Genomic DNA, 19,404 nt, shown 5'->3' with positions numbered 1-19,404 from the left:
GCCTCGCGGGGCAGCGAACTCGGTCCCGCAGGCACCCCTCCAGATTAGGCCGCCATGGCCTCGACGGGCGTCACCTTCGCGGCGCTCCTCGCCGGCAGCAGCGCCGCGATCACCCCGGCGATCCCGCCGACCAACACCGTCGCCACCAACTCCGGCCACGGCAGCGAGGGCAGCACCAGATCGTCGACACCGAACACCGAGGCCGTACCCGCCAGCCCGAAGGCCAGCCCGAGCACCACTCCGAGCACCGACGCGACCACCGACACCAGGACCGCCTCGTAGATCAGCAGGGTTCGCAGCCCGGCCCGGGTGACACCGATCGACCGCAGCAGACCGCTCTCCCGCCGACGTTCGATCACCGACAGCGCCATCGTGTTGCCCACCCCGATGACCGCGATCAGGATCGCCACCGACAGCAGTCCCACCACGATCATCAACATGGTGTCCAGGACCGAGTTCAGTGCCGCTCGCATGGACACCGCCCCGCCGATCTCCGCGGTGGGAACGATGTCGGTGGCCAGCGCGGTGACCTCACGTTGCGCGGTCGCGATCTCGTCGTCGGTCAGGCCATCCGCGATCCGGATCCACAACGAATCCGCGGCCGGGTTCGCCGTCACCGCGGCCAGGTCCTCACGGACCATGAGCGGCGGCGGACCCTCCGTGCCTTCCACAACAGTCAGGCTCCGGGTGGTGCCCGCGCCCCGGACGTCGATCGGCTCGCCTGCGCGCGCGCTGAGCTCCTGGAGGAGCTCCGGCGGAATCACGATCTGGCCGGACCTCGGCAGCGTGATCGGCACCCGCAACACCGCGGCTGCCTGCGCCGGATCCACCCCGGTCACGGTCAGCTCCTTCCCCGCAGCGGTGCTCACCTCGCCGCGTGAGAGCTCCGCGACCGCGGTCACCCGGTCCACGCCGCCGATCCGCTCGCCCATCGTCACCGGCAGCGCGGAGCCAGCGGCACCGTCCACCGAGACATCGACGGGGAACTGCTCGTCCAGCGCGCCCGGGGCGCTGGCCTTGACGGTCGCGATCCCGACGATCATCGTCGCGGTCACGGTGACGCCGATCAGCAATGCCGTTGCCGTTGCCGTGGTGCGGCGGGGATTGCGGCCCGCGTTGCCTGCCGCCAGCTCCCCCAACGGACCCGACACACGTCCCAGCCCCCTACCGAACGCCGCAACCGCGGGCGGGATGATGTACCGGCACAACAGGATCACCGCCACGAAACAGACCAGCGCACCCCCCGCCGCCACCAGTACCTGCTTGCCCAGCACACCGGCGGTCAGCACCGCGACGCCACCGATCAGGCCCACCACACCGACGAGCCGTCGCACCCGCGACGCCGTGACGGGTTCGGGCTTCGCCTCGGCCGGGGTCAGGGCGGCGAGCGGCGACACGGTGGTGGCAGCCCGCGCGGGCGCGACCGCCGCCAGGTACGTGACGACGACCCCGACCAGCAGACCGACCGCGAGCGCACCGGGCGAGACGGAGAGGTTGTCCAGCGGGATGGGAACATCAAGCGCGCCTGCGACTTCGGTCACGCCCGCAGCCAGGGCCACGCCGGTCGCAAGGCCGGCGAGCGAGGCCAGCAGCCCCACCACCAGCGACTCGATGCGGACGCTGCGGCGAATCTGATCGCTCGTCGCGCCGACGCAGCGGAGCAACGCCAGCTCCTGGGTCCGCGCCGCCAACAGCACCGCGAACGTGTTCGCGATGACCAGGCCGGACACCACCACCGCGAGCGCACCGAATGCGAGCAGCACGTTGCGCAGCATGTCGCTGCTGCCGAGGAAGCTCGCCGAGACGTCCTCGGCCTTCTCGGCGCCTGTGATCACCGTCGCGCCTGGCGGCAGCGCGGCGGCGACGGCCTCGCGGTCACCGCCCGCCACCCGCATCTCCCTGGCGGCCTGACCGTCGGTCCATGCCTCGATGTCCGCAGCGGTGCCATAGACCGAGATCCCGTCCATCCGCTGCGCGGTGCCGTCGAGGTCCACCGTGCCCACGACCGTCGCCTCGCCCGCCTCCGGGCCGGTGCTCTCGCCCAGCGCGGTCACCGAGACTCGTGTCCCGATGGGTAGGTCCGAGTTCGAGCCGACCGCGATCTCGCCTGCCGCGCTCGGAAATCGACCGTCCGACAGTTTCTGCCAGCGCAGACCCGCATCCGCGGCCAACGAGGTGGCCGTGCCGAACGACTTGTCCGAACCCGCCGCCGTCACCTTCACCGGCGTGGAGACGTCGGTGGTCACCGCCCGCACCCCTGCTGCCGACCGGACGGCACCCGCGGCCCGCTGCGCCTGGAGGCCGTCCCCGAGATCGGAGACCACGAAGTCGGTACTCCGATACTGTCCGGCAAGGGAATTGGTGACGCCCGCGGTGGCCGTCGAACTGAGCACCAGGGTCGCGACGACAAAGGCAACCGCGATGAGCACCGCGAGCATCGCGGCCAGGTATCGCCCGAAGTGCGCGCGCGCCTGTGCGAGGGTGAGCCTCAGCATGCCCGGGTCCCGAGTTCGCGCATCGTCTCGATCACCGAATCGGTCGTCGGGCGATCGATCTCACCGGCGATCCGTCCGTCGGCGATCAGCACCACCCGGTCCGAATAGGACGCCGCCACCGGGTCGTGGGTGACCATCACGACCGTCTGCCCGAACTCTCGGACGCTGGAACGGAGCAGCTCGAGAACCTCGGTGCCCGAGCGTGAATCGAGGTTTCCCGTCGGCTCGTCCGCGAAGATGACGTCGGGCCTGGGCAGCAGGGCCCGGGCGACCGCGACGCGCTGCTGCTGGCCGCCGGACAGCTCGTGCGGCAGGTGTCCGAGTCGCTCGGTGAGACCCAGTCTTCCGACGACCTCCGCCATCCACTCCGGATCTGGGTCCACTCCGCCCAGTCGCATGGGCAGCAGCATGTTCTCCTCCGCGGTGAGCACCGGCAGGAGGTTGAAGGCCTGGAACACGAATCCGATTCGGTGCCGACGCAATTCGGTCAGCTCCCGGTCGCTCAGCCCGGTCAGCTCGGTGTCCCCGAGGTACACCAGCCCGGACGTCGCCGTGTCGAGCCCGGCCAGGCAGTGCATCAGGGTGGACTTGCCCGACCCCGACGGTCCCATGATCGCGGTGAAGGCCGCGCCCAGGAACTCGGTGTGCACACCGTCGAGGGCGCGCACGGCCGCCTCGCCCTCGCCGTAGCTCTTGCTCAGGCCGACGGCGCGGACCGCGGCGGTTCGTGTGATGGTGGGTGCATTCATGTCCTCGACGCTACGAACGACACCCACTCGGCGCGTCGGCGTGCGGACGGATCCTCGCTGCGGCCGCGTCATACCTGGGTAGGACGGCTGCCTCTCCCCGGTCCTACCCGCCCAGCAGATCCTCCGGCTGCACCAGCCCGGTCTGGTACGCGAACACCACCGCCTGCACCCGGTCCCGCGATCCCGTCTTCGCCAGCACCCTGCCCACGTGCGTCTTCACGGTCGCCTCGGAGACGAAGAACTTCTCCGCAATCTCGGTGTTGGACAATCCGTGCGCCATCGCCTCGAGCACCTCCACCTCACGGGGCGTCAGGTCGTCGGGCAGTTGCGGGCGCTCGACGGTGGACGCGCCTGCCAGCATCGGACCCACGTGCTGGAGCAGCCGACGCGTCGAGCGGGCCGCGATCACCGCATCCCCCCGGTACACGGTCCGCAGCGCGGCGAGCAGGTCCTCCGGCTGCGCGTCCTTGAGCAGGAAGCCGCTGGCACCGGCGGAGATCGCGGCGACCACGTATTCGTCGTTGTCGAAGGTGGTGAGCACCACCACCTTCGGCGAGTGCTCCAGCGCGGTCAGGCGGCGGGTGGCCTCGATGCCGTCCAGGTTCGGCATCTGCACGTCCATCAGCACCACATCGACCGGAACCCGCGCGAGCTCACGCAGCGCCTGCTCGCCGTCCGAGGCCTCGACCTCGACGCTCATGTCGGGCTGGGAGTCGATCACCATCCGGAAGCCCGCTCGGACCAGCTGCTGATCGTCGACGATCGCGATCCGGATCGGATCCGTTGTGGCATCGGACATGTCATTCACCTCTCGAATATGGCAGCGCGGTGTGCACCCGGTAGCCGCCGCCTGCGGCGGGTCCGGCCTCGAATCTGCCGCCGTACAACTCGGCCCGTTCGCGCATGCCGAGCACACCCTGCCCACCCGCGGAGGGCGCGACCAGGGCGCCGGACGCTCCCCTGCCGTCGTCGACGACAGTCAGTTCCAGCGCACTGTCGGTCCAGCGCTCGGTGACCTCGACACTCGCCGCAGGACCCGCGTGCTTGAGCACGTTGGTCAGCGATTCCTGCACGATCCGGTACGCCGTCAGCTCGGCGCCGGTGGACAGCACGCGTCGCTCCCCGTCGGTGGTGAGCTGCACGTCGAGGCCGCCCTTGCGGACCTCTTCGATCAGCGTATCGATATCCGAAACCCCTGGCGTCGAGGAGTACTCGCGTGGCCGGTCCTCCCTCAGCACGGATAACAGCGCGCGCATGTCAGTCAGCGCCTGCCGCCCGGTCTGGGAGATGGTCTCCAGCGCCGTGACCGCCGCGGCGGGATCGGCGGCCGCGCTGTACCGACCACCGTCGGCCTGCGCGATCACGACGGTCAGCGAGTGCGCGACGATGTCGTGCATCTCCCGCGCGATCCGGGTGCGCTCATTGATGGCGGCGATCTCCGCCTCCTGCGCGCGTTCGAGTTCGAGAAGCCGGGCCCGCTCGGTGAGCCCCTCGAGTTCCTGGTTACGCACCCGGCGCAGGTCGCCGAACGCCCACACCGCGGTGACGTACACGATGAGGAACGCGATCAGGAAAGCGTGGGCCTGCCATGTGGACTCCGCACCGCCGAAGTACCGGAGGCCCGCCGCGATCACGCCGAGGATGGCCGCCGCCAGGCCCCATCCGCTCGCCCACCTCGGTCCGTACGCCGCCAGCGCGTACAGCGCGATCGGAACGCAGATACCGGGCATGACGAGGTTGGTCTGGTCACTCGAGATGATCAGATACGCCACCGAGAAAAACGCGACCACGGCGGCGGCCGCGACCGGCCGGATGCGACGCCAGGCCAGCGGCACGGTGAGTCCCAGCGCGATCACCACGTCGACCCACCCGACGGCCACCGACGCCGCCACCCCGATGAGCGCGAAGAAGGCCGCGACACTGCGATCGATCCCGACGACGTGATCGGCGCTCCAGCGGTACCAGCGCTCACTCAGCGGGAATCGGGGCATGGCCCCCAGGGTAAACACCTGTGGCCGGTGAGCGAGCTCACCGGCCACAGGTCGACTCACGCGTCAGCTCACTTGAGCAGCGCGCGCGACATCACGACTCGCTGAATCTGGTTGGTGCCCTCGTAGATCTGGGTGATCTTGGCGTCGCGCATCATCCGCTCGACCGGGAAGTCGGTGGTGTAGCCGGCGCCACCGAACAGCTGCACGGCGTCGGTGGTCACCTCCATCGCGACGTCCGAGGCGAAGCACTTGGCGGCGGCCGAGATGAAGCCGAGGTTCTTCTCGCCACGCTCGGCGCGGGCGGCCGAGGTGTAGACCATCAGACGAGCGGCCTCGACCTTCATCGCCATGTCGGCGAGCATGAACTGCACGGCCTGGAAGTCGGAGATCGACTTGCCGAACTGCTTGCGGTCCTTGGTGTACGCGAGGGCCGCGTCGAGCGCGCCCTGCGCCAGGCCGACGGCCTGGGCACCGATGGTCGGGCGGGTGTGGTCCAGGGTCTGCAGAGCGGTCTTGAAGCCGGTGCCGGGCGCGCCGATGATGCGGTCGCCGGGAATACGGCAGTTCTCGAAGTACAGCTCCGCGGTGGGCGAGCCCTTGATGCCGAGCTTCTTCTCCTTCGGGCCGACGACGAAGCCCTCGTCGTCCTTGTGCACCATGAAGGAGGAGATACCGTTGGCCCCCTTGTCGGGGTCGGTGACGGCCATGACGGTGTACCAGGTCGACTTGCCGCCGTTGGTGATCCAGCACTTGGAGCCGTTGAGGATCCAGTCGTCACCGTCGGCCTTCGCGCGGGTGCGCATGCTGGCGGCGTCGGAACCCGCCTCCCGCTCGGAGAGCGCGTAGGAGGCCATCGCCTCGCCCGAGGCGAGCGACGGGAGGACCTGCTGCTTGAGCTCCTCGGAGCCGTTGAGGATCAGGCCCATGGTGCCGAGCTTGTTGACGGCGGGGATCAGCGAGGACGAGCCGCAGACGCGGGCCACCTCCTCGATCACGATGCAGGTGGCCACGGAATCGGCGCCCTGGCCGTCATAGGCCTCGGGGACGTGGATCGCGTTGAAGCCGGAGTTGACGAGTGCCTTGAGCGCCTCCTCGGGGAACCGGGAGTTCTCGTCGACATCCTTCGCGTAGGGCGCGATCTCCTTCTCCGACAGCGCGCGGATCGCGGCCCGCAGCTCATCGTGCTCGTCGGCGAGCTTGAACAGGTCGAAGTCGGGGTTGCCAGCCATCTGGTTGCTCCTCGTGGAAGTCTCGGGGCGCGGCACTCAGTGCCATTCACGGGCAATCATACCGCACCGACCCGACGAGAAGCCGGTAAGACGTGCCACACTGCGGCACCGAGTGCCACCTCCCCTACTCGCCCTCCTCGAGCCTGCGGCGCAGCAGCTCCGCCACCCGGCGCGGTGCGGTGCCGCGCGGGAACACCGCCACCACCATCTCGCCGTCGCCGTCGGCGACTGAGGCATCGGGTCGGCCGACCCCGCGGCGGATATCGGCCAACGCCGCGCGCAGGTCCTCGGAGGTGGTCCGGGCGCCGTCGCGCACCATCCGGCGCAGCAGGTAGTTGTGTGTGGCGGTCACCGAGGCGGAGAACTGCACCATCGACAGGTCCGGCTCGCCGGGCAGCGCGCGGCGCAGGTAGTCGACGAACAATCGCTCGTACCGGAATCCGGTGACGATCTCCCTGTCCCGCAGCGCGGGCACCTCGTGCACCACCGCGTAGCGCCGGGTCGCCATGTCGTTCCACTGCGAGAACCGTTCGAAGACGATCATCGCGGCGTCGCAGACCGCATCCCACGGGTCGTCATGATCGGCGGCGAGATGCTCCTGCGCCTGGGCCAGCAGGATCTCGTGGTCGGCGAACACCACGTCTTCCTTGGAACGGAACTGCCGGAAGAAGGTGCGACGCGAGATGCCTGCCGCCTCGGCTATCTCGTCGACGCTGGTCGCCTCGTAGCCCTTCTCGGAGAAGAGCCGCAACGCCTCCGACACCACGTGGAGACGGAAACGGTCAGTGTCGTCGGGCATGAGCACAGCGTAGGCGGCTGCGCCACCCGTGCGCGGTTGACGAGTCCCTGCACCCGTCAACCGCGCACGGGCGCGCAGCGCCTACTGCGCCACCGAACCCCAGTCCACGAAGCCGGTTGGATCGTGCCTGCCCATGCTCGCGTGCTCGAACATGCCTGCACCCGGAACACCGTTGCAGGTGACACTGGACGGATACTCGTTGACGCCGTAGGGAATTCGTGCCGCGATCGCGGGGTCGGTGAGGTCGTACACCGACCGGGAAGTCCAGTTGCGGCCGCGCCATTGCCCGTGCGTCCACTCCGGGTCGCCGCCGTATCCCGCACCGACATGCAACGCGAGACCGTCGCGCGGGGCCACCTCGACGGTCAGCGGGCTGCCGTCGGAGGCGGTCAGGTGCAGCGTCGCCGCGAACGGCCTTCGGGTACCGGGGTGGTACTTGATGTCGTAGCGCGGCCAGCCGAGCTGCTCGATCCGGCCGTCGTTCCAGACCCGGGTCGCATCGTTCAGCGTCCGGTAGCCGTCGGGGTTCTCCTGCAGGATCACGATGATCGAGAACTCGTCGAAACGCAGCGGCACGTACATCCACCAGAAGCCCTCGGACGGCTCGTCGGCGAGCCTGCCCGCCGGGTCCCCGTCGCCGACAGGGCGGATGCCCCAGGAACGATCGCGGCTGCCGATCCACCGATCCGGGCTCACCACGACGTCCTCGCCGTCGACCGACAGCACGCCGGTCCACGTGCCGGTCTGTGCGAAACGACTCGCGTCCAGGGTCGGCCGGAACTTGCTCATCAACAGGTGCGGCTGCTCCGAGATCGCCGGGCCGGAACCCTCCCACGTGAGGTCGAACCCGAGCCCGCCCTCGCCGTCGCCCTCGCAGACCATCCGCAGCCTGCGCAGCGGCTCGAGCACCTCGATCCGATACCCGCCGACGGCGAGATCCATCGACCGCTCCTCGAGCGCATCGGAGAACTTGACCGCCCACTGCCGCTCACCCTTGCGGATGGTGGCGAACGCGTCGGTGACACCGAGGTTCGGGTACACGCCGAAGCCGCTCACCAGGAACAGCTCGCCCTGGGTGTCGATCGCGTTGAAATAGGACCGGTCGTAGAAGTTCTTGTCACTGGAGGCGACCCGGGCCATCGAGAGCGGCGTCTGATGGATCGGGTATTCGTCAAGCGGCGCAGGCATGGGGACACTCCCTGAGGATTCGTTACAGCGTCAAACGTAATCCGGACGACGCCATTTAACCCCGGAAGATCCGCTCAAGTGAGCCGATTGGCAGAACTCTCAGTCCAGCAGCTTCGCGCGCAGCGCCGCGTCCTTCTCCAGCACCATCGCCTCGAGTCCGGCCTGGAACGTCGCCATCGCCGCACGCAGCGCGGGGTCCGAGGCGCCGAGGATCCGCGCCGCCAGCAACCCGGCGTTGCGCGCGCCACCGATCGACACCGTCGCGACCGGCACGCCCGCGGGCATCTGCACGATCGACAGCAGCGAGTCCATGCCGTCGAGGTACTTGAGCGGCACGGGCACGCCGATCACCGGGAGCGGCGTCGCCGAGGCGACCATGCCCGGCAGGTGCGCCGCCCCACCCGCGCCCGCGATGATCACCTTGATGCCGCGATCGGCGGCGTCACGGGCGTAGTCGAGCATCCGCTGCGGGGTCCGGTGCGCCGAGACGACACCGACCTCGAACCGGATCCCGAACTCGGCGAGCGCCTCGGCGGCCGCCTCCATCGTCGGCCAGTCCGAGTCGCTGCCCATGATCAGGCCGACAACGGGCCCATTCGAATCACTCACCGTGCACATCCCATCCGTCGGTCCATTCCCCGTGCGAGAGCCAGTGTGCCGCCCGCTCGGCGCGCTCACGCACCGCCGCGACGTACGCCTCGTCGGCGATCGAGCCCTGCGCGCCGCCGACCACGTTGACGTGCCCGATCTTGCGTGCCGGCCGCTCGCCTTTGTCGTAGAGGTGCACCTTCGCGTCGGGCATACGGGCGAACAGGTGGTGCAGGCGCTCGTCCATGCTCATCTCCGGGGCCGACTCCGCGCCCAGCACGTTCGCCATCACGGTGACCGGCGCGATCGGCGCCGTGTCGCCGAGCGGATAGTCGAGCACCGCCCGCAGGTGCTGCTCGAACTGCGACGTCCGCGCCCCGTCCTGGGTCCAGTGCCCGGAATTGTGCGGCCGCATCGCCAGCTCGTTCACCACCAGCCGTCCGTCGGTGGTCTCGAACAGCTCCACCGCCATCGACCCGACGACGCCCAGCTCGGCGGAGATGCGCAGCGCCATCTGCTCGGCCTCCATGGCCAGCGAATCGGACAGCTCGGGGGCGGGGGCGATCACCACCGCACACTGCCCGTCGCGCTGCACCGTCTCCACGACCGGCCAGGTCGCGCCCTGCCCGAACGACGACCGAGCGACCATCGCGGACAGCTCACGCCGCATCGACACCTTCTGCTCGACCATCAGGGCGACGCCCTTGTCGAGCTGCTCGGTCACGATGGCCTCCGCCTCGTCGGAATCCGCGGGCATCCACACACCGCGCCCGTCGTAGCCGCCCCGAACCGCCTTGATCACGATCTGCCAGTTGTGCTCGTCCCCGAAGCGCACGACGTCGCCCGCCCAGGTGATCTCCGCGAACGCGGGCACGGGCGCGCCCAGCTCCGCGAGCTTGCGTCGCATGGCGAGCTTGTCCTGCGCGTAGATCAACGCCTGCGGCGGCGGCTGGACGTTCACGCCCTCCGCGACGAGGACCTCGAGGTGCTCGGTCGGGACGTGCTCGTGGTCGAAGGTCAGGGCGCTGGCCCCGGCCGCGACCTCCCGGAGCGCGTCGAGGTCGGTGTGGCTGCCGATCACGACATCCGCGCACACCTTGGCGGCCGGCTCGTCGGGGCCGCCGGAGAGCACCCGGAGGCACTGACCGAGTTCGATGGCGGCCTGATGGGTCATCCGGGCCAACTGCCCGCCGCCGATCATCGCGACCACCGGCAATCCGGCATTCGGGCCGCGGGGGGTGCTTGGGCGGTGCTGGGATCCGGAATCGACGCTCACGGCAGTCAATGGTGTCATGACGGCCTTCGAACCCACGATCGGAGTGTCAGTTCGTCGGATCGGCATCCTCTTTCGTACACTCAGTCGTTGTGTCTTTAGTCGATCAGGCGGTCAGCCGCGTACCCCAGCCCTACCGGGACGTGGTCCTTCGCCATCACGAGCTGATCAAGTTCGCGATCGTCGGCGGCACGACCATGGTCTTCGACCTCGCGATCTTCTACTCGCTGAGCCTCACGATCCTCGAGCAGAAGCCCGTCGTCGCCAAGATCATCTCCGGCGTGATGGCCACGATCTTGAGCTACATCCTCAACCGAGAGTGGTCATTCAAGAACCGCGGCGGCCGCGAGCGCCACCACGAGGCGTTGCTGTTCTTCACCATCAGCGGCATCGGCGTCGTCATCGCCGCAGCCCCGCTGTTCATCGCCAACAACGTCTTCGACTTCCGGTCAACGGCGAGCCTGACCACGCTGGTGATCGTCGACTTCATCCTCAACTACGTCATCGGCAACGTGCTGCAGATGGTCTTCCGATTCTGGGCACTGCGCCGGTTCGCGTTCCCCGAGGAGAACGCCAGGGGCACGGCGGCCGGGTCCACCGGCTTCGACCCGACGCCCGAGGAACTCGCCGAGGAAGAGCTCGGACACAGCTAGCGCTAGCGCGGCTCCGCATCGGGCGCCATCGGCAGGAACGCCGCGAACAGCGCGGGTCGCCTGCGCTGGAGATCGAGCCGGCCGCCGTCCGCCTCGACCAGGGCCCTGGCCAACGCCAGCCCCACCCCCGTCGAGCCACCGCCGGAGAACCCGCGGTCGAAGATGTGCGGGGCCAGTTCGTCGCTGACGCCATCGCCCTCGTCGCCGACCTCCACGCAGACCATCGCCTCGCGCTCCGCCGTCCCCGGCACCGACCGGACTGCGACGGTGCAGGTGCCCCCGCCGTGCATGAGCGCGTTGTCGACCAGCACGGACACGGACTCGCGCAGTCGCGAGGACCTGGCCGTCGACATCACCGCGGCCTCGCCCCTCAGCACCAGGTCCCGTCCCGCGTCCCGATAGGGCCGCTGCCAGTCCGAGACCACCCCGGCGAGCTCCCGGACCACCGCGACGGGTTCAGGGAGCTCGCCTGCCATCCGGGACGACCGCACCAGCTCGTCGATCGCCACCGTCAAACGGTCCACCTGGGCCAGCGCCTCCGTCGCCTCGTCGACCACCGCGGGATCCGGGTGCACCGACAACTCGTCGAGCCGCAACCGCACGGCGGTGAGCCTGCTGCGGAGCTGATGGGAGACGTCGCCGACCAGTGCCCGCTCGCGCTGCAATCGCCCGGCGATCTCGACGGTGACCGCGTCGAGCACGTCGGACACCCGGTCCAGTTCGGCGATCCCGTGCCTGCGCGGGTCCTTGCGGAAGTCGCCCTCCGCCAGCCGGGCGGCGCGGCCCGCGACGTCCCGCAGCGGATCCGCGAGCCGCCTGGCGGTCACCGTCGCCACCGCCGCGCCCGCGCCGAGTGATGCCAACACCACCAAGGCGACCGCGCCGACCGCCTGCTGCTGGAGCGATCGCATCGAATCCGACGGTGCCTCGAGACGCAACGAACCGGAGCGGCCCATGGAGAGCGACTCGCTCAGTGGCTGCTCGACCGCGGGCTCGCCGATGTCGACCTGCACCTCGCGATCGCCCGGGGTCGGATAGATCACGGTGAGTTTGGCGCCTGCGGGGACCACCAACCGCAGTGGCGCCGTGTCGAGGCCGTCCACGATCACGCCCTGCTCGCCCTCCTGCGAGACGATCTCCGCCGCCATCCGGTCAAGCCTGGCCTGCAGATCGCTCCTGGTGAGGTCCTCGACCCACAACCAGGCGGTGTACATCAACGGCAGCCCCAGCAGGAGCGCGATGAGGATGACGACGGCCAGGATGGAGAGCAGGATTCGGCGGCGCACGGCTGCGCCCGGCTAGGTGTTCAGCCGGAAGCCGACGCCCCGCACGGTCGCGATGCGCCGCTCGGCGACCGGACCCTCGTCGCCGATCTTCCGGCGCAGCCACGACATGTGCATGTCGAGGGTCTTGGAGCCGCGCAGATCCGCGTCACCCCACACCTCCTGCAGGATGACGTCGCGCGAGACCACCTCGCCCGCCCGGTCGAGCAGGACCTTGAGCAGCTCGTATTCCTTGTTCGCGAGGATGACCTCGGAGCCACCGACCAGCACGCGCCTGGCGGCGGGTTCGAGCCTGATGTCCCCCACCGCGATGGCGGTGTCCTCGGAGCCACCTCGGCGGCGCATCAAGGCGCGGACCCGCGCCATCAGCTCGGCCAGCCGGAACGGCTTGCCCACGTAGTCGTCGGCGCCCGCGTCGAGCCCCACCACGAAGTCCACCTCGTCTGTGCGCGCCGTCAGCATCAGTACCGCGAGGTCGGAGCCGCCTGCGCGTAGTTGCCTGCACACCTCCAGCCCGTCCATGCCGGGCAGGCCGAGGTCGAGAACCAGCAGATCGAATGACCCGCTCAGAGCGAGCTCGAGGGTCCCGGGACCGGTCGGTTCGACGGTGACCGTGTAGCCCTCACGGCCAAGGGCACGGGAGAGCGGGGCGGCAATGGCCTCGTCGTCTTCGGCAAGCAGTACGGCTGTCACGACCCCAGCCTACGGAGCGGCCCCACCGTACTCCGTCGGCGGACCGGAATCGAGATTCATCGCGTCGAACACCTGGTGATACAGAAGCGAATGCACCCGCTGCACATCGGGGATGTCGTCGAACTCCAGCGGATCGTCGGCCGCCGACGCGATCACCAGGGTGCCGGTCCGCAGCATCCGGTCGATCAGTCCGTGCCTGAACTGCACGTTGCTGATCCGCCCCATCGGGATGTCGATCCCCGTGTGGGTGATCACGCCGTGCCGGATCAGCACCCGTCGGTCCGTGACGATGAAGTGGGTGAACTTCCACCTCAACAGCGGTCCGACACAACGCCACCCGACGATCCCGACCCAGGCCACCGCAACCACGATCAGCGCGACGGAGCGGGCGGTCCCGTCGAGCCGGTCCTGGGCCAGTCCGAGCGCGAACCCGGCGAGCGCCGTCGCCACGATGAACGTCAACGCGGGTAACACCAGCATCTTCCAATGCGGGTGTCGGTGCAGCAGCAGCTCCTCGTCCGTGGCGAGGGCGTCCTCCGGATATCCCATCAGGAAAGCGTATCGACTACTTCACTTTCTCGACCGCACCCTCGATTTCGGACTCAACCGCATCCTCGACCTCGGATTCGGCCTCCGCGTGCAGCTCCGCTGCCTTCTCTGCGGCGTCGGCCTCGGCCGTCGCCAGCTCCTCCGCGGTTGGTGGGGAGCCCGTGATCAGTGCGTTGGCCCACCGGGTCGACGGATCGATGTCGAGCAGGAGCGCCTTGGCCAGCAGCGTCATCGGAATGGCGAGCAGCGCACCGAGCGGCCCGATCACCCACGCCCAGAACACCAACGCCAAGAACGTGAGCGTCACCGACAGCCCGACGGCATCGCCGACGAACTTCGGCTGGATCACCGACTGGATGATGACGTTGATGACGCTGTAGACGACGATCACCCACAGCATCAGCATCGGACCGCCCTCCAACAGTGCGATCAGTGCGGGCGGGATCACTCCGATGACGAACCCGATGTTGGGGATGTAGTTGGTGATGAAGGAGAGCAGTCCCCACAGGATCGGCAGCGGGATGCCCAAAGCCCAGAGCGCGCCCGCGTCGATCACGGCGACGATGAGGCCGAACACCGTCGAGACGATGAGGTAGCTGCGGGTACCGCTGGCGAAGGAGGAGAACGCGTAGGCGATGTCCGCGCGGGAGTAGGCCATCGCGCGCATCCGCTCGCCGAACGAGCTCGCGTCCATCGCCATGAAGATCAGGAGAGCCAGGATGAAGAAGAGATTCGAGAAGACACCCAGCAGCCCGAGCAACACGTCGTCGACGACACCGATGATCTTGCCGAGATCGACGCTCGAGAGCGCCTTCTCCACCTGTTCGGAACCGATGTTCAGCTGGGCGAACTGTTTCTGCACGTTGGCGATCAGCTCGTCGGCCTTGTCCGAGTACTGCGGCAGCAGCGTTGCCAGCTGGGCGATCGAGACGACGAGCGCCGCAACCAGACCGAGCAGGATCAGGTAGACGGCCGTCAGCGTCGAGATCACCGCGACCCATTTGGGCGCGCCCTTGCGCTGCAGCCAGTCGCCCAGCGGCTGCACACCCACCACCAACATCAGCGCCAGGAACACCGGCCCGATGATCCCGGCGAAGGCCTTGGTGCCGGCAATCGCGACCACGGCGCCCGCGAGGCCGAGCAGCACGATCAGCCCGCGCGGCAGGGTCGAGGGGGGCACCGGGGACGACGGGGTGGGCACGAGCACTGTGGCGACGGATCGACTCATTTCCACACCGCGGCTCGACCGGCGACACCGGGCAACAGCCCGAGGATCGGCAGGCCGATGGCGAGGTGGACCAGACTCGTGGCGATCCGGTCACCCATCACCGCGTCATAGGCGAAGGGCAAGATGGCCAGAGCAAGCGTGATCAGGCCGATGATCCAGCCGAAGAACGAGTCGCCGCCCGGGGTGGTCAGCAGCAACAGATAGAGAAGCCCGGCGGCGATGAGCGCCCCGACGAACCCGATGATCGCGAACCGGACCGCGACGGTGGTCTCGGGCATCCAGTTCGGCGAGAGCGGCATCAGGTCGAAGACCCGGAGGATCACCGTGGCCACCAGCGCGCTGAGCGCGGTGACCAGCGCGGCCGCGGCGGCACCCGCCCAGAACTTGCCCCCTGCGATGCCGCGCGTTGGCGCTCCTTGGGTGCCGGACATGCCCGGCTGTCCCTGATAGTTCGTCATTGCTGCTTTCCTCCCTCGATCTCACAGTCGATCACAGTGAGCGTCGCACCTACCGCGCCGTGCACGCTTCACCCACGACGGATGAGGCACAAGTGTCTAACGGGACTCACACTGCTTGTCGAAGCACCACTCCCATTTCTGAGAGAGGAACAGCTATGACGGCAAACCGCGCGGACAACAGCGTCAAGCAGGGATTCGCGGCCGGAGGCTCGATCGCGGCAGCGGTCCTGCTGCTGACCGTGGGCATCCTCCAGGTCTTCCAGGGAATCTCCGCGCTCGCCAAGGACAGCGTCCTGATCGTCGGGCCGGAATACTCCTACGCGCTCAACACCACGGGCTGGGGCTGGATTCACCTCATCGTGGGAATCCTCATCGCGCTGACCGGCTTCGGTCTGCTCACCGGTGCGACCTGGGCGCGGATCGCGGGCATCTTCCTGGCCGCCCTCTCGATCATCGCCAACTTCATGTGGCTGCCCTACTACCCGTGGTGGTCGATCCTGATCATCGCCCTCGACGTGGTCGTCATCTGGGCCATCGCGACGTGGGACAACGACTAGCCACGACGCTGTGCTGAAGAGGGTGCGGGCCATGGGCCCGCACCCTCTTGTCGTCATTCCTGCGGGCGCAGGTGCGTGATGTCGCCTGCCGAGACCGCGACCGGTTCCCTGCCACCGTCCGGGCTGATCACGATCCGGCCCTGCGCATCGATCCCGCTCGCGGTGCCCAGCAGTTCGCCGCCGCCCGGCAGTTCCGCGCGGACGCGCTGCCCGATCGTGGCGCACCGATCCCGGTACGACTCGGCGAGCGCCTTTGTGTCCCAACCATTCCGCTGCCATTTCGTCCACTCCGCCGCCAGCGCACGGAGCAATGCGCGCACCACGGTGTCCCGATCGGTTGTGGCGGCACCCGCGAGCGCGAGCGAGGTGGCGGTCGGCACCGGCAGTTCCGACTCGGTGAGGCTGACGTTCAACCCGATTCCGAGCACGACCGACGGGACCGGTGCGGTCGCGGCGACCTCGGCCAGGATGCCCGCCACCTTCTTGCCACCGATCAGGACATCGTTCGGCCACTTCAGCACGGCATCCACCTCGGCGACCGATCGCATTGCATCGACCACCGCGACGCCCGCGAGCAGCGGGAGCCACCCCAGATCGGCGGGATCGATCCCCGGCATCCGCAGCAACACCGAGACGGAGACAGCCGACCTCGGCGGTGCCACCCAGGAGCGGGCGTGCCTGCCCCGGCCGTGGTCCTGGAACTCCGAGATCAGCACCGCGCGGTCGAGGGCGGAGTCCGCCGCCCTGGCCAACAGGTCGGCGTTCGTCGAACCGGTCTCGGTGACGACGTCGAGACTCGAGTAGAAGGCGTGGGGGTCGCCGCCTGCCATCCCACGCACCAGCGCTCTGCGCAGTGCGTCGGCGACGAGCGGGGGCCGATTCAGATCGGTGTACATGCCGATCAGACTATGGGCTCCGGCCGCTGCGGCGGGGATCACAATTTCGTACTGGCCAGTAGCTTGGGTTCAATGATTGAACGCAACCTGACCTCGGTCAACAGGCACCGAGAGCGGCTGGATAAGCTCTGTCCTCATGACCAGTGTCCAGGAGCCCACTGCGCCAGAGGCGACAAACACCCCTGATATCCACACGACGGCTGGAAAGCTCGCCGACCTGCGTAGACGTCAGGAAGAGGCGAAGTACCCCAGCGGCGAAGCCGCCGTCGAGCGGGTGCACGCGAAGGGCAAACTGACCGCCCGTGAGCGCATCACCGCGCTGCTCGACGAGGGCTCCTTCGTAGAGCTCGACGCTCTCGCCCGGCACAGGAGCGTGAACTTCGGTCTCGCCGACAACCGCCCGTTCGGCGACGGCGTGGTGACCGGCTACGGCACCATCGACGGCCGCGACGTGTGTGTCTTCTCCCAGGACGCCACCGTGTTCGGCGGCAGCCTCGGCGAGATCTACGGCGAGAAGATCGTCAAGGTCATGGACCTGGCACTCAAGACCGGCCGCCCGCTCGTCGGCATCAACGAGGGCGCGGGCGCCCGCATCCAGGAGGGTGTGGTCTCGCTCGGCCTCTACGGCGAGATCTTCCACCGCAACGTGCAGGCCTCCGGCGTCATCCCGCAGATCTCGCTGATCATGGGCCCGGCCGCAGGCGGCCATGTCTACTCCCCCGCGCTGACCGACTTCGTCGTGATGGTCGACCAGACCAGCCAGATGTTCGTCACCGGCCCCGACGTGATCAAGACCGTCACCGGCGAGGACGTCACCATGGAGGACCTGGGCGGCGCCCACACCCACATGGTCAAGTCCGGTGTGGCCCACTACGTCGCCTCCGGCGAGCAGGACGCCCTCGACTACGTCAAGGACCTGCTCAGCTACCTGCCGAGCAACAACCAGGCCGCCGCGCCGCGACTGGCCCCGTCCGACCCGATCGTCGGCTCCATCGAGGACTCGCTGACCTCCGAGGACATCGAGCTCGACACCCTGATCCCGGACTCGCCGAACCAGCCGTACGACATGCACGAGGTCATCCGGCGCATCCTCGACGACGACGAGTTCCTCGAGGTCCAGGCCGAGCGTGCCGCGAACATCATCTGTGGCTTCGGTCGCGTCGACGGCCGCAGCGTCGGCATCGTCGCGAACCAGCCCACCCAGTTCGCCGGCTGCCTCGACATCAACGCCTCCGAGAAGGCCGCCCGCTTCGTGCGCACCTGCGACGCCTTCAACGTCCCGATCATCACCCTGGTCGACGTGCCCGGCTTCCTTCCCGGCACCGAGCAGGAGTACAACGGCATCATCCGCCGCGGCGCCAAGCTGCTCTACGCGTACGGCGAGGCCACGGTCGGAAAGATCACCGTCATCACCCGCAAGGCGTACGGCGGCGCGTACGACGTCATGGGCTCCAAGCACATGGGCGCCGACCTGAACCTCGCCTGGCCGAGCGCGCAGATCGCGGTCATGGGCGCCTCCGGCGCCGTCGGCTTCGTCTACCGCAAGCAGCTCAAGGAGGCCGAGGCCTCGGGCGCCGACGTCGACGCGCTGCGCCTCAAGCTGCAGAACGAGTACGAGGACACTCTGGTGAACCCGTACGTCGCTGCCGAGCGCGGTTACATCGACGCGGTCATCCCGCCGTCGCACACCCGCGGTCAGATCGTGGCGGCCCTTCGCCTGCTCGAACGCAAGCAGGTTTCCCTTCCGCCCAAGAAGCATGGGAACATCCCGCTATGACAGCGACGAGGGAAACGACACTCGAAGACGTCGAGGTGCTCTCCGCAGCCGCGGAGGCCATCGACTCCGCTACGGTCGAGGACGTGGCTGCCGACAGCAAGGGCTCTCAATTGCCGGTCATCACGGTGGTCAAGGGCAAACCAACCGACATCGAGGTGGCGGCACTGGTGACCGTCTTCGCCGCCGCTGCAGGCGCCGAGGAAACACCGGCCGACACTCGTCCGGCCGAGCGGTGGGGCGACCCCGCAGGCATGCACCGGGGCGCCGCCCCCCTGTCCCCGTACGCGTACTCGAACCGTCGGTGACCACGCTCGTTCTGGCCTCGGCCTCGCCGGCACGGTTGACCGTGCTGCGCAAGGCCGGGGTCGAGCCATTCGTACGGGTCTCCGGAGTCGACGAGGACGCGGTGCAGGAAGCGCTCGGCCCCTCGGCAGCGCCATCGCGGGTGGTCACCGAGCTCGCGCGGGCGAAGGCCACCGCCGTGCTCCCCGGGCTGCCGGCGGAGGTCTCCGCCGACGCGGTGGTGATCGGCTGCGATTCGATGCTGCTGATCGACGGCACCCTGCAGGGCAAGCCGCACACCGCCGACGTGGCCCGGGCCCGCTGGCGTTCGATGATGGGTCGCAGCGGCACCCTGCTCACCGGGCACTGCGTGCTGCGGGTGCGCGACGGGGTGACCGTCGGCGAGGCCGGCGCGGACAGCGCGACGATCGTGCACTTCGGGACCCCGTCCGGGGACGATCTCGAGGCCTACCTCGAGTCCGGCGAACCCATGCAGGTCGCGGGCGCGTTCACGCTCGACGGGCTCGGCGGGTGGTTCATCGACCGGATCGAGGGTGATCCCTCCAGCGTGATCGGCATCGGCCTGCCGTTGGTCCGCCGACTGCTCGGCGAGGTCGGCGTCGGCATCTCCGAGCTCTGGGCCGCGACCCCGGCCACCTGAACTCGAAGCCCCGCCCACTGAAAGTCATCGCCCACCGAGACCGCGATCGCGGTGT

Annotated in this window: 20 protein-coding genes; 5 read left to right on the top strand and 15 right to left on the bottom strand. The window is 68.8% G+C overall.

Going from position 1 to position 19,404, the window contains the following annotated elements; genetic code table 11:
- Nucleotides 1–44 precede the first annotated feature (44 nt).
- The 9 genes from JOE46_RS25695 to JOE46_RS25655 all read right to left on the bottom strand — a co-directional run bounded on the left by JOE46_RS25695 (nucleotide 45) and on the right by JOE46_RS25655 (nucleotide 10,333).
- Complete coding sequence (locus JOE46_RS25695; protein ID WP_097210528.1) at nucleotides 45–2,495, bottom strand: ABC transporter permease; 2,451 nt, start codon at nucleotides 2,493–2,495, stop codon at nucleotides 45–47.
- Nucleotides 2,489–3,244 carry an ABC transporter ATP-binding protein gene (locus tag JOE46_RS25690; protein ID WP_097210527.1) on the bottom strand — a complete coding sequence of 252 codons (756 nt, stop codon included), beginning with the start codon at nucleotides 3,242–3,244 and terminating at the stop codon, nucleotides 2,489–2,491. The genes JOE46_RS25695 and JOE46_RS25690 overlap by 7 nt, the downstream gene beginning before the upstream one ends.
- A gap of 103 nt (nucleotides 3,245–3,347) precedes the next feature.
- Nucleotides 3,348–4,043, bottom strand: coding sequence for a response regulator transcription factor (locus JOE46_RS25685; RefSeq protein ID WP_097210526.1), 696 nt, complete (start codon nucleotides 4,041–4,043; stop codon nucleotides 3,348–3,350).
- A 1-nt stretch (nucleotide 4,044) separates the two neighbouring features.
- On the bottom strand, nucleotides 4,045–5,235 hold the full coding sequence (locus JOE46_RS25680; RefSeq protein ID WP_097210668.1) for a sensor histidine kinase: 1,191 nt from the start codon (nucleotides 5,233–5,235) through the stop codon (nucleotides 4,045–4,047).
- Nucleotides 5,236–5,303: 68 nt separating this feature from the next.
- Nucleotides 5,304–6,464, bottom strand: coding sequence for an acyl-CoA dehydrogenase (locus tag JOE46_RS25675; protein WP_077041003.1), 1,161 nt, complete (start codon nucleotides 6,462–6,464; stop codon nucleotides 5,304–5,306).
- A 124-nt stretch (nucleotides 6,465–6,588) separates the two neighbouring features.
- A complete protein-coding gene (locus tag JOE46_RS25670; protein ID WP_097210667.1) occupies nucleotides 6,589–7,263 on the bottom strand; it encodes a TetR family transcriptional regulator in 675 nt (224 codons plus the stop codon).
- A gap of 81 nt (nucleotides 7,264–7,344) precedes the next feature.
- Complete coding sequence (locus tag JOE46_RS25665; protein WP_097210525.1) at nucleotides 7,345–8,451, bottom strand: hypothetical protein; 1,107 nt, start codon at nucleotides 8,449–8,451, stop codon at nucleotides 7,345–7,347.
- 99 nt (nucleotides 8,452–8,550) lie between these two features.
- A complete protein-coding gene (purE, locus tag JOE46_RS25660; protein WP_097210524.1) occupies nucleotides 8,551–9,069 on the bottom strand; it encodes a 5-(carboxyamino)imidazole ribonucleotide mutase in 519 nt (172 codons plus the stop codon).
- Complete coding sequence (locus tag JOE46_RS25655) at nucleotides 9,053–10,333, bottom strand: 5-(carboxyamino)imidazole ribonucleotide synthase (RefSeq protein WP_097210666.1); 1,281 nt, start codon at nucleotides 10,331–10,333, stop codon at nucleotides 9,053–9,055. The genes purE and JOE46_RS25655 overlap by 17 nt, the downstream gene beginning before the upstream one ends.
- Nucleotides 10,334–10,404: 71 nt before the next feature.
- On the opposite strand from JOE46_RS25655, the gene JOE46_RS25650 reads away from it, so the two are divergent.
- Nucleotides 10,405–10,965 carry a GtrA family protein gene (locus JOE46_RS25650; protein ID WP_097210523.1) on the top strand — a complete coding sequence of 187 codons (561 nt, stop codon included), beginning with the start codon at nucleotides 10,405–10,407 and terminating at the stop codon, nucleotides 10,963–10,965.
- Between the two features lie 2 nt (nucleotides 10,966–10,967).
- On the opposite strand, the gene JOE46_RS25645 is transcribed toward JOE46_RS25650, so the two are convergent.
- The 5 genes from JOE46_RS25645 to JOE46_RS25625 are packed head-to-tail and all read right to left on the bottom strand — an operon-like array spanning nucleotide 10,968 to nucleotide 15,176.
- Nucleotides 10,968–12,251 (bottom strand): HAMP domain-containing sensor histidine kinase, encoded by a 1,284-nt coding sequence (locus JOE46_RS25645; protein WP_097210522.1) that lies wholly within the window; start codon nucleotides 12,249–12,251, stop codon nucleotides 10,968–10,970.
- 12 nt (nucleotides 12,252–12,263) lie between these two features.
- Entirely contained in the window at nucleotides 12,264–12,941 is a 678-nt protein-coding gene (locus tag JOE46_RS25640) for a response regulator transcription factor (protein ID WP_097210521.1), read from the bottom strand.
- A gap of 9 nt (nucleotides 12,942–12,950) precedes the next feature.
- On the bottom strand, nucleotides 12,951–13,490 hold the full coding sequence (locus tag JOE46_RS25635) for a PH domain-containing protein (RefSeq protein ID WP_077040997.1): 540 nt from the start codon (nucleotides 13,488–13,490) through the stop codon (nucleotides 12,951–12,953).
- 16 nt (nucleotides 13,491–13,506) lie between these two features.
- On the bottom strand, nucleotides 13,507–14,718 hold the full coding sequence (locus JOE46_RS25630; protein ID WP_209928832.1) for an AI-2E family transporter: 1,212 nt from the start codon (nucleotides 14,716–14,718) through the stop codon (nucleotides 13,507–13,509).
- Nucleotides 14,715–15,176, bottom strand: coding sequence for a DUF6069 family protein (locus JOE46_RS25625; RefSeq protein WP_209928830.1), 462 nt, complete (start codon nucleotides 15,174–15,176; stop codon nucleotides 14,715–14,717). The genes JOE46_RS25630 and JOE46_RS25625 overlap by 4 nt, the downstream gene beginning before the upstream one ends.
- Before the next feature lie 155 nt (nucleotides 15,177–15,331).
- Between JOE46_RS25625 and JOE46_RS25620 the strand changes: the two genes are divergently transcribed.
- Complete coding sequence (locus JOE46_RS25620; RefSeq protein WP_097210518.1) at nucleotides 15,332–15,733, top strand: hypothetical protein; 402 nt, start codon at nucleotides 15,332–15,334, stop codon at nucleotides 15,731–15,733.
- Nucleotides 15,734–15,786: 53 nt separating this feature from the next.
- Here the strand turns inward: JOE46_RS25620 and JOE46_RS25615 are convergent, their stop codons facing one another.
- Nucleotides 15,787–16,629: a biotin--[acetyl-CoA-carboxylase] ligase gene (locus tag JOE46_RS25615; RefSeq protein ID WP_097210517.1), complete on the bottom strand. Its 843-nt coding sequence runs from the start codon at nucleotides 16,627–16,629 to the stop codon at nucleotides 15,787–15,789.
- 136 nt (nucleotides 16,630–16,765) lie between these two features.
- Between JOE46_RS25615 and JOE46_RS25610 the strand changes: the two genes are divergently transcribed.
- From JOE46_RS25610 to JOE46_RS25600, 3 genes are read left to right on the top strand one after another with little or no spacing between them, the layout of a single operon-like run.
- The gene (locus JOE46_RS25610) at nucleotides 16,766–18,406 is read left to right on the top strand and encodes an acyl-CoA carboxylase subunit beta (protein WP_097210516.1); all 1,641 of its coding nucleotides are present in this window, start codon (nucleotides 16,766–16,768) and stop codon (nucleotides 18,404–18,406) included.
- Nucleotides 18,403–18,711 (top strand): acyl-CoA carboxylase subunit epsilon, encoded by a 309-nt coding sequence (locus JOE46_RS25605; protein ID WP_097210515.1) that lies wholly within the window; start codon nucleotides 18,403–18,405, stop codon nucleotides 18,709–18,711. Before JOE46_RS25610 ends, JOE46_RS25605 begins: the two co-directional genes overlap by 4 nt.
- Complete coding sequence (locus JOE46_RS25600) at nucleotides 18,708–19,349, top strand: nucleoside triphosphate pyrophosphatase (RefSeq protein ID WP_097210514.1); 642 nt, start codon at nucleotides 18,708–18,710, stop codon at nucleotides 19,347–19,349. The genes JOE46_RS25605 and JOE46_RS25600 overlap by 4 nt, the downstream gene beginning before the upstream one ends.
- The last annotated feature ends 55 nt before the right edge of the window (nucleotides 19,350–19,404 follow it).

It is taken from the genome of Rhodococcus sp. PvR099, assembly GCF_017833315.1.
GTDB classification, from domain to species: Bacteria; Actinomycetota; Actinomycetes; order Mycobacteriales; family Mycobacteriaceae; genus Rhodococcus_G; species Rhodococcus_G oryzae.
Note: the sequence above shows the minus strand (reverse complement) of the source record. Positions and strands in the feature narration are given on the sequence as shown.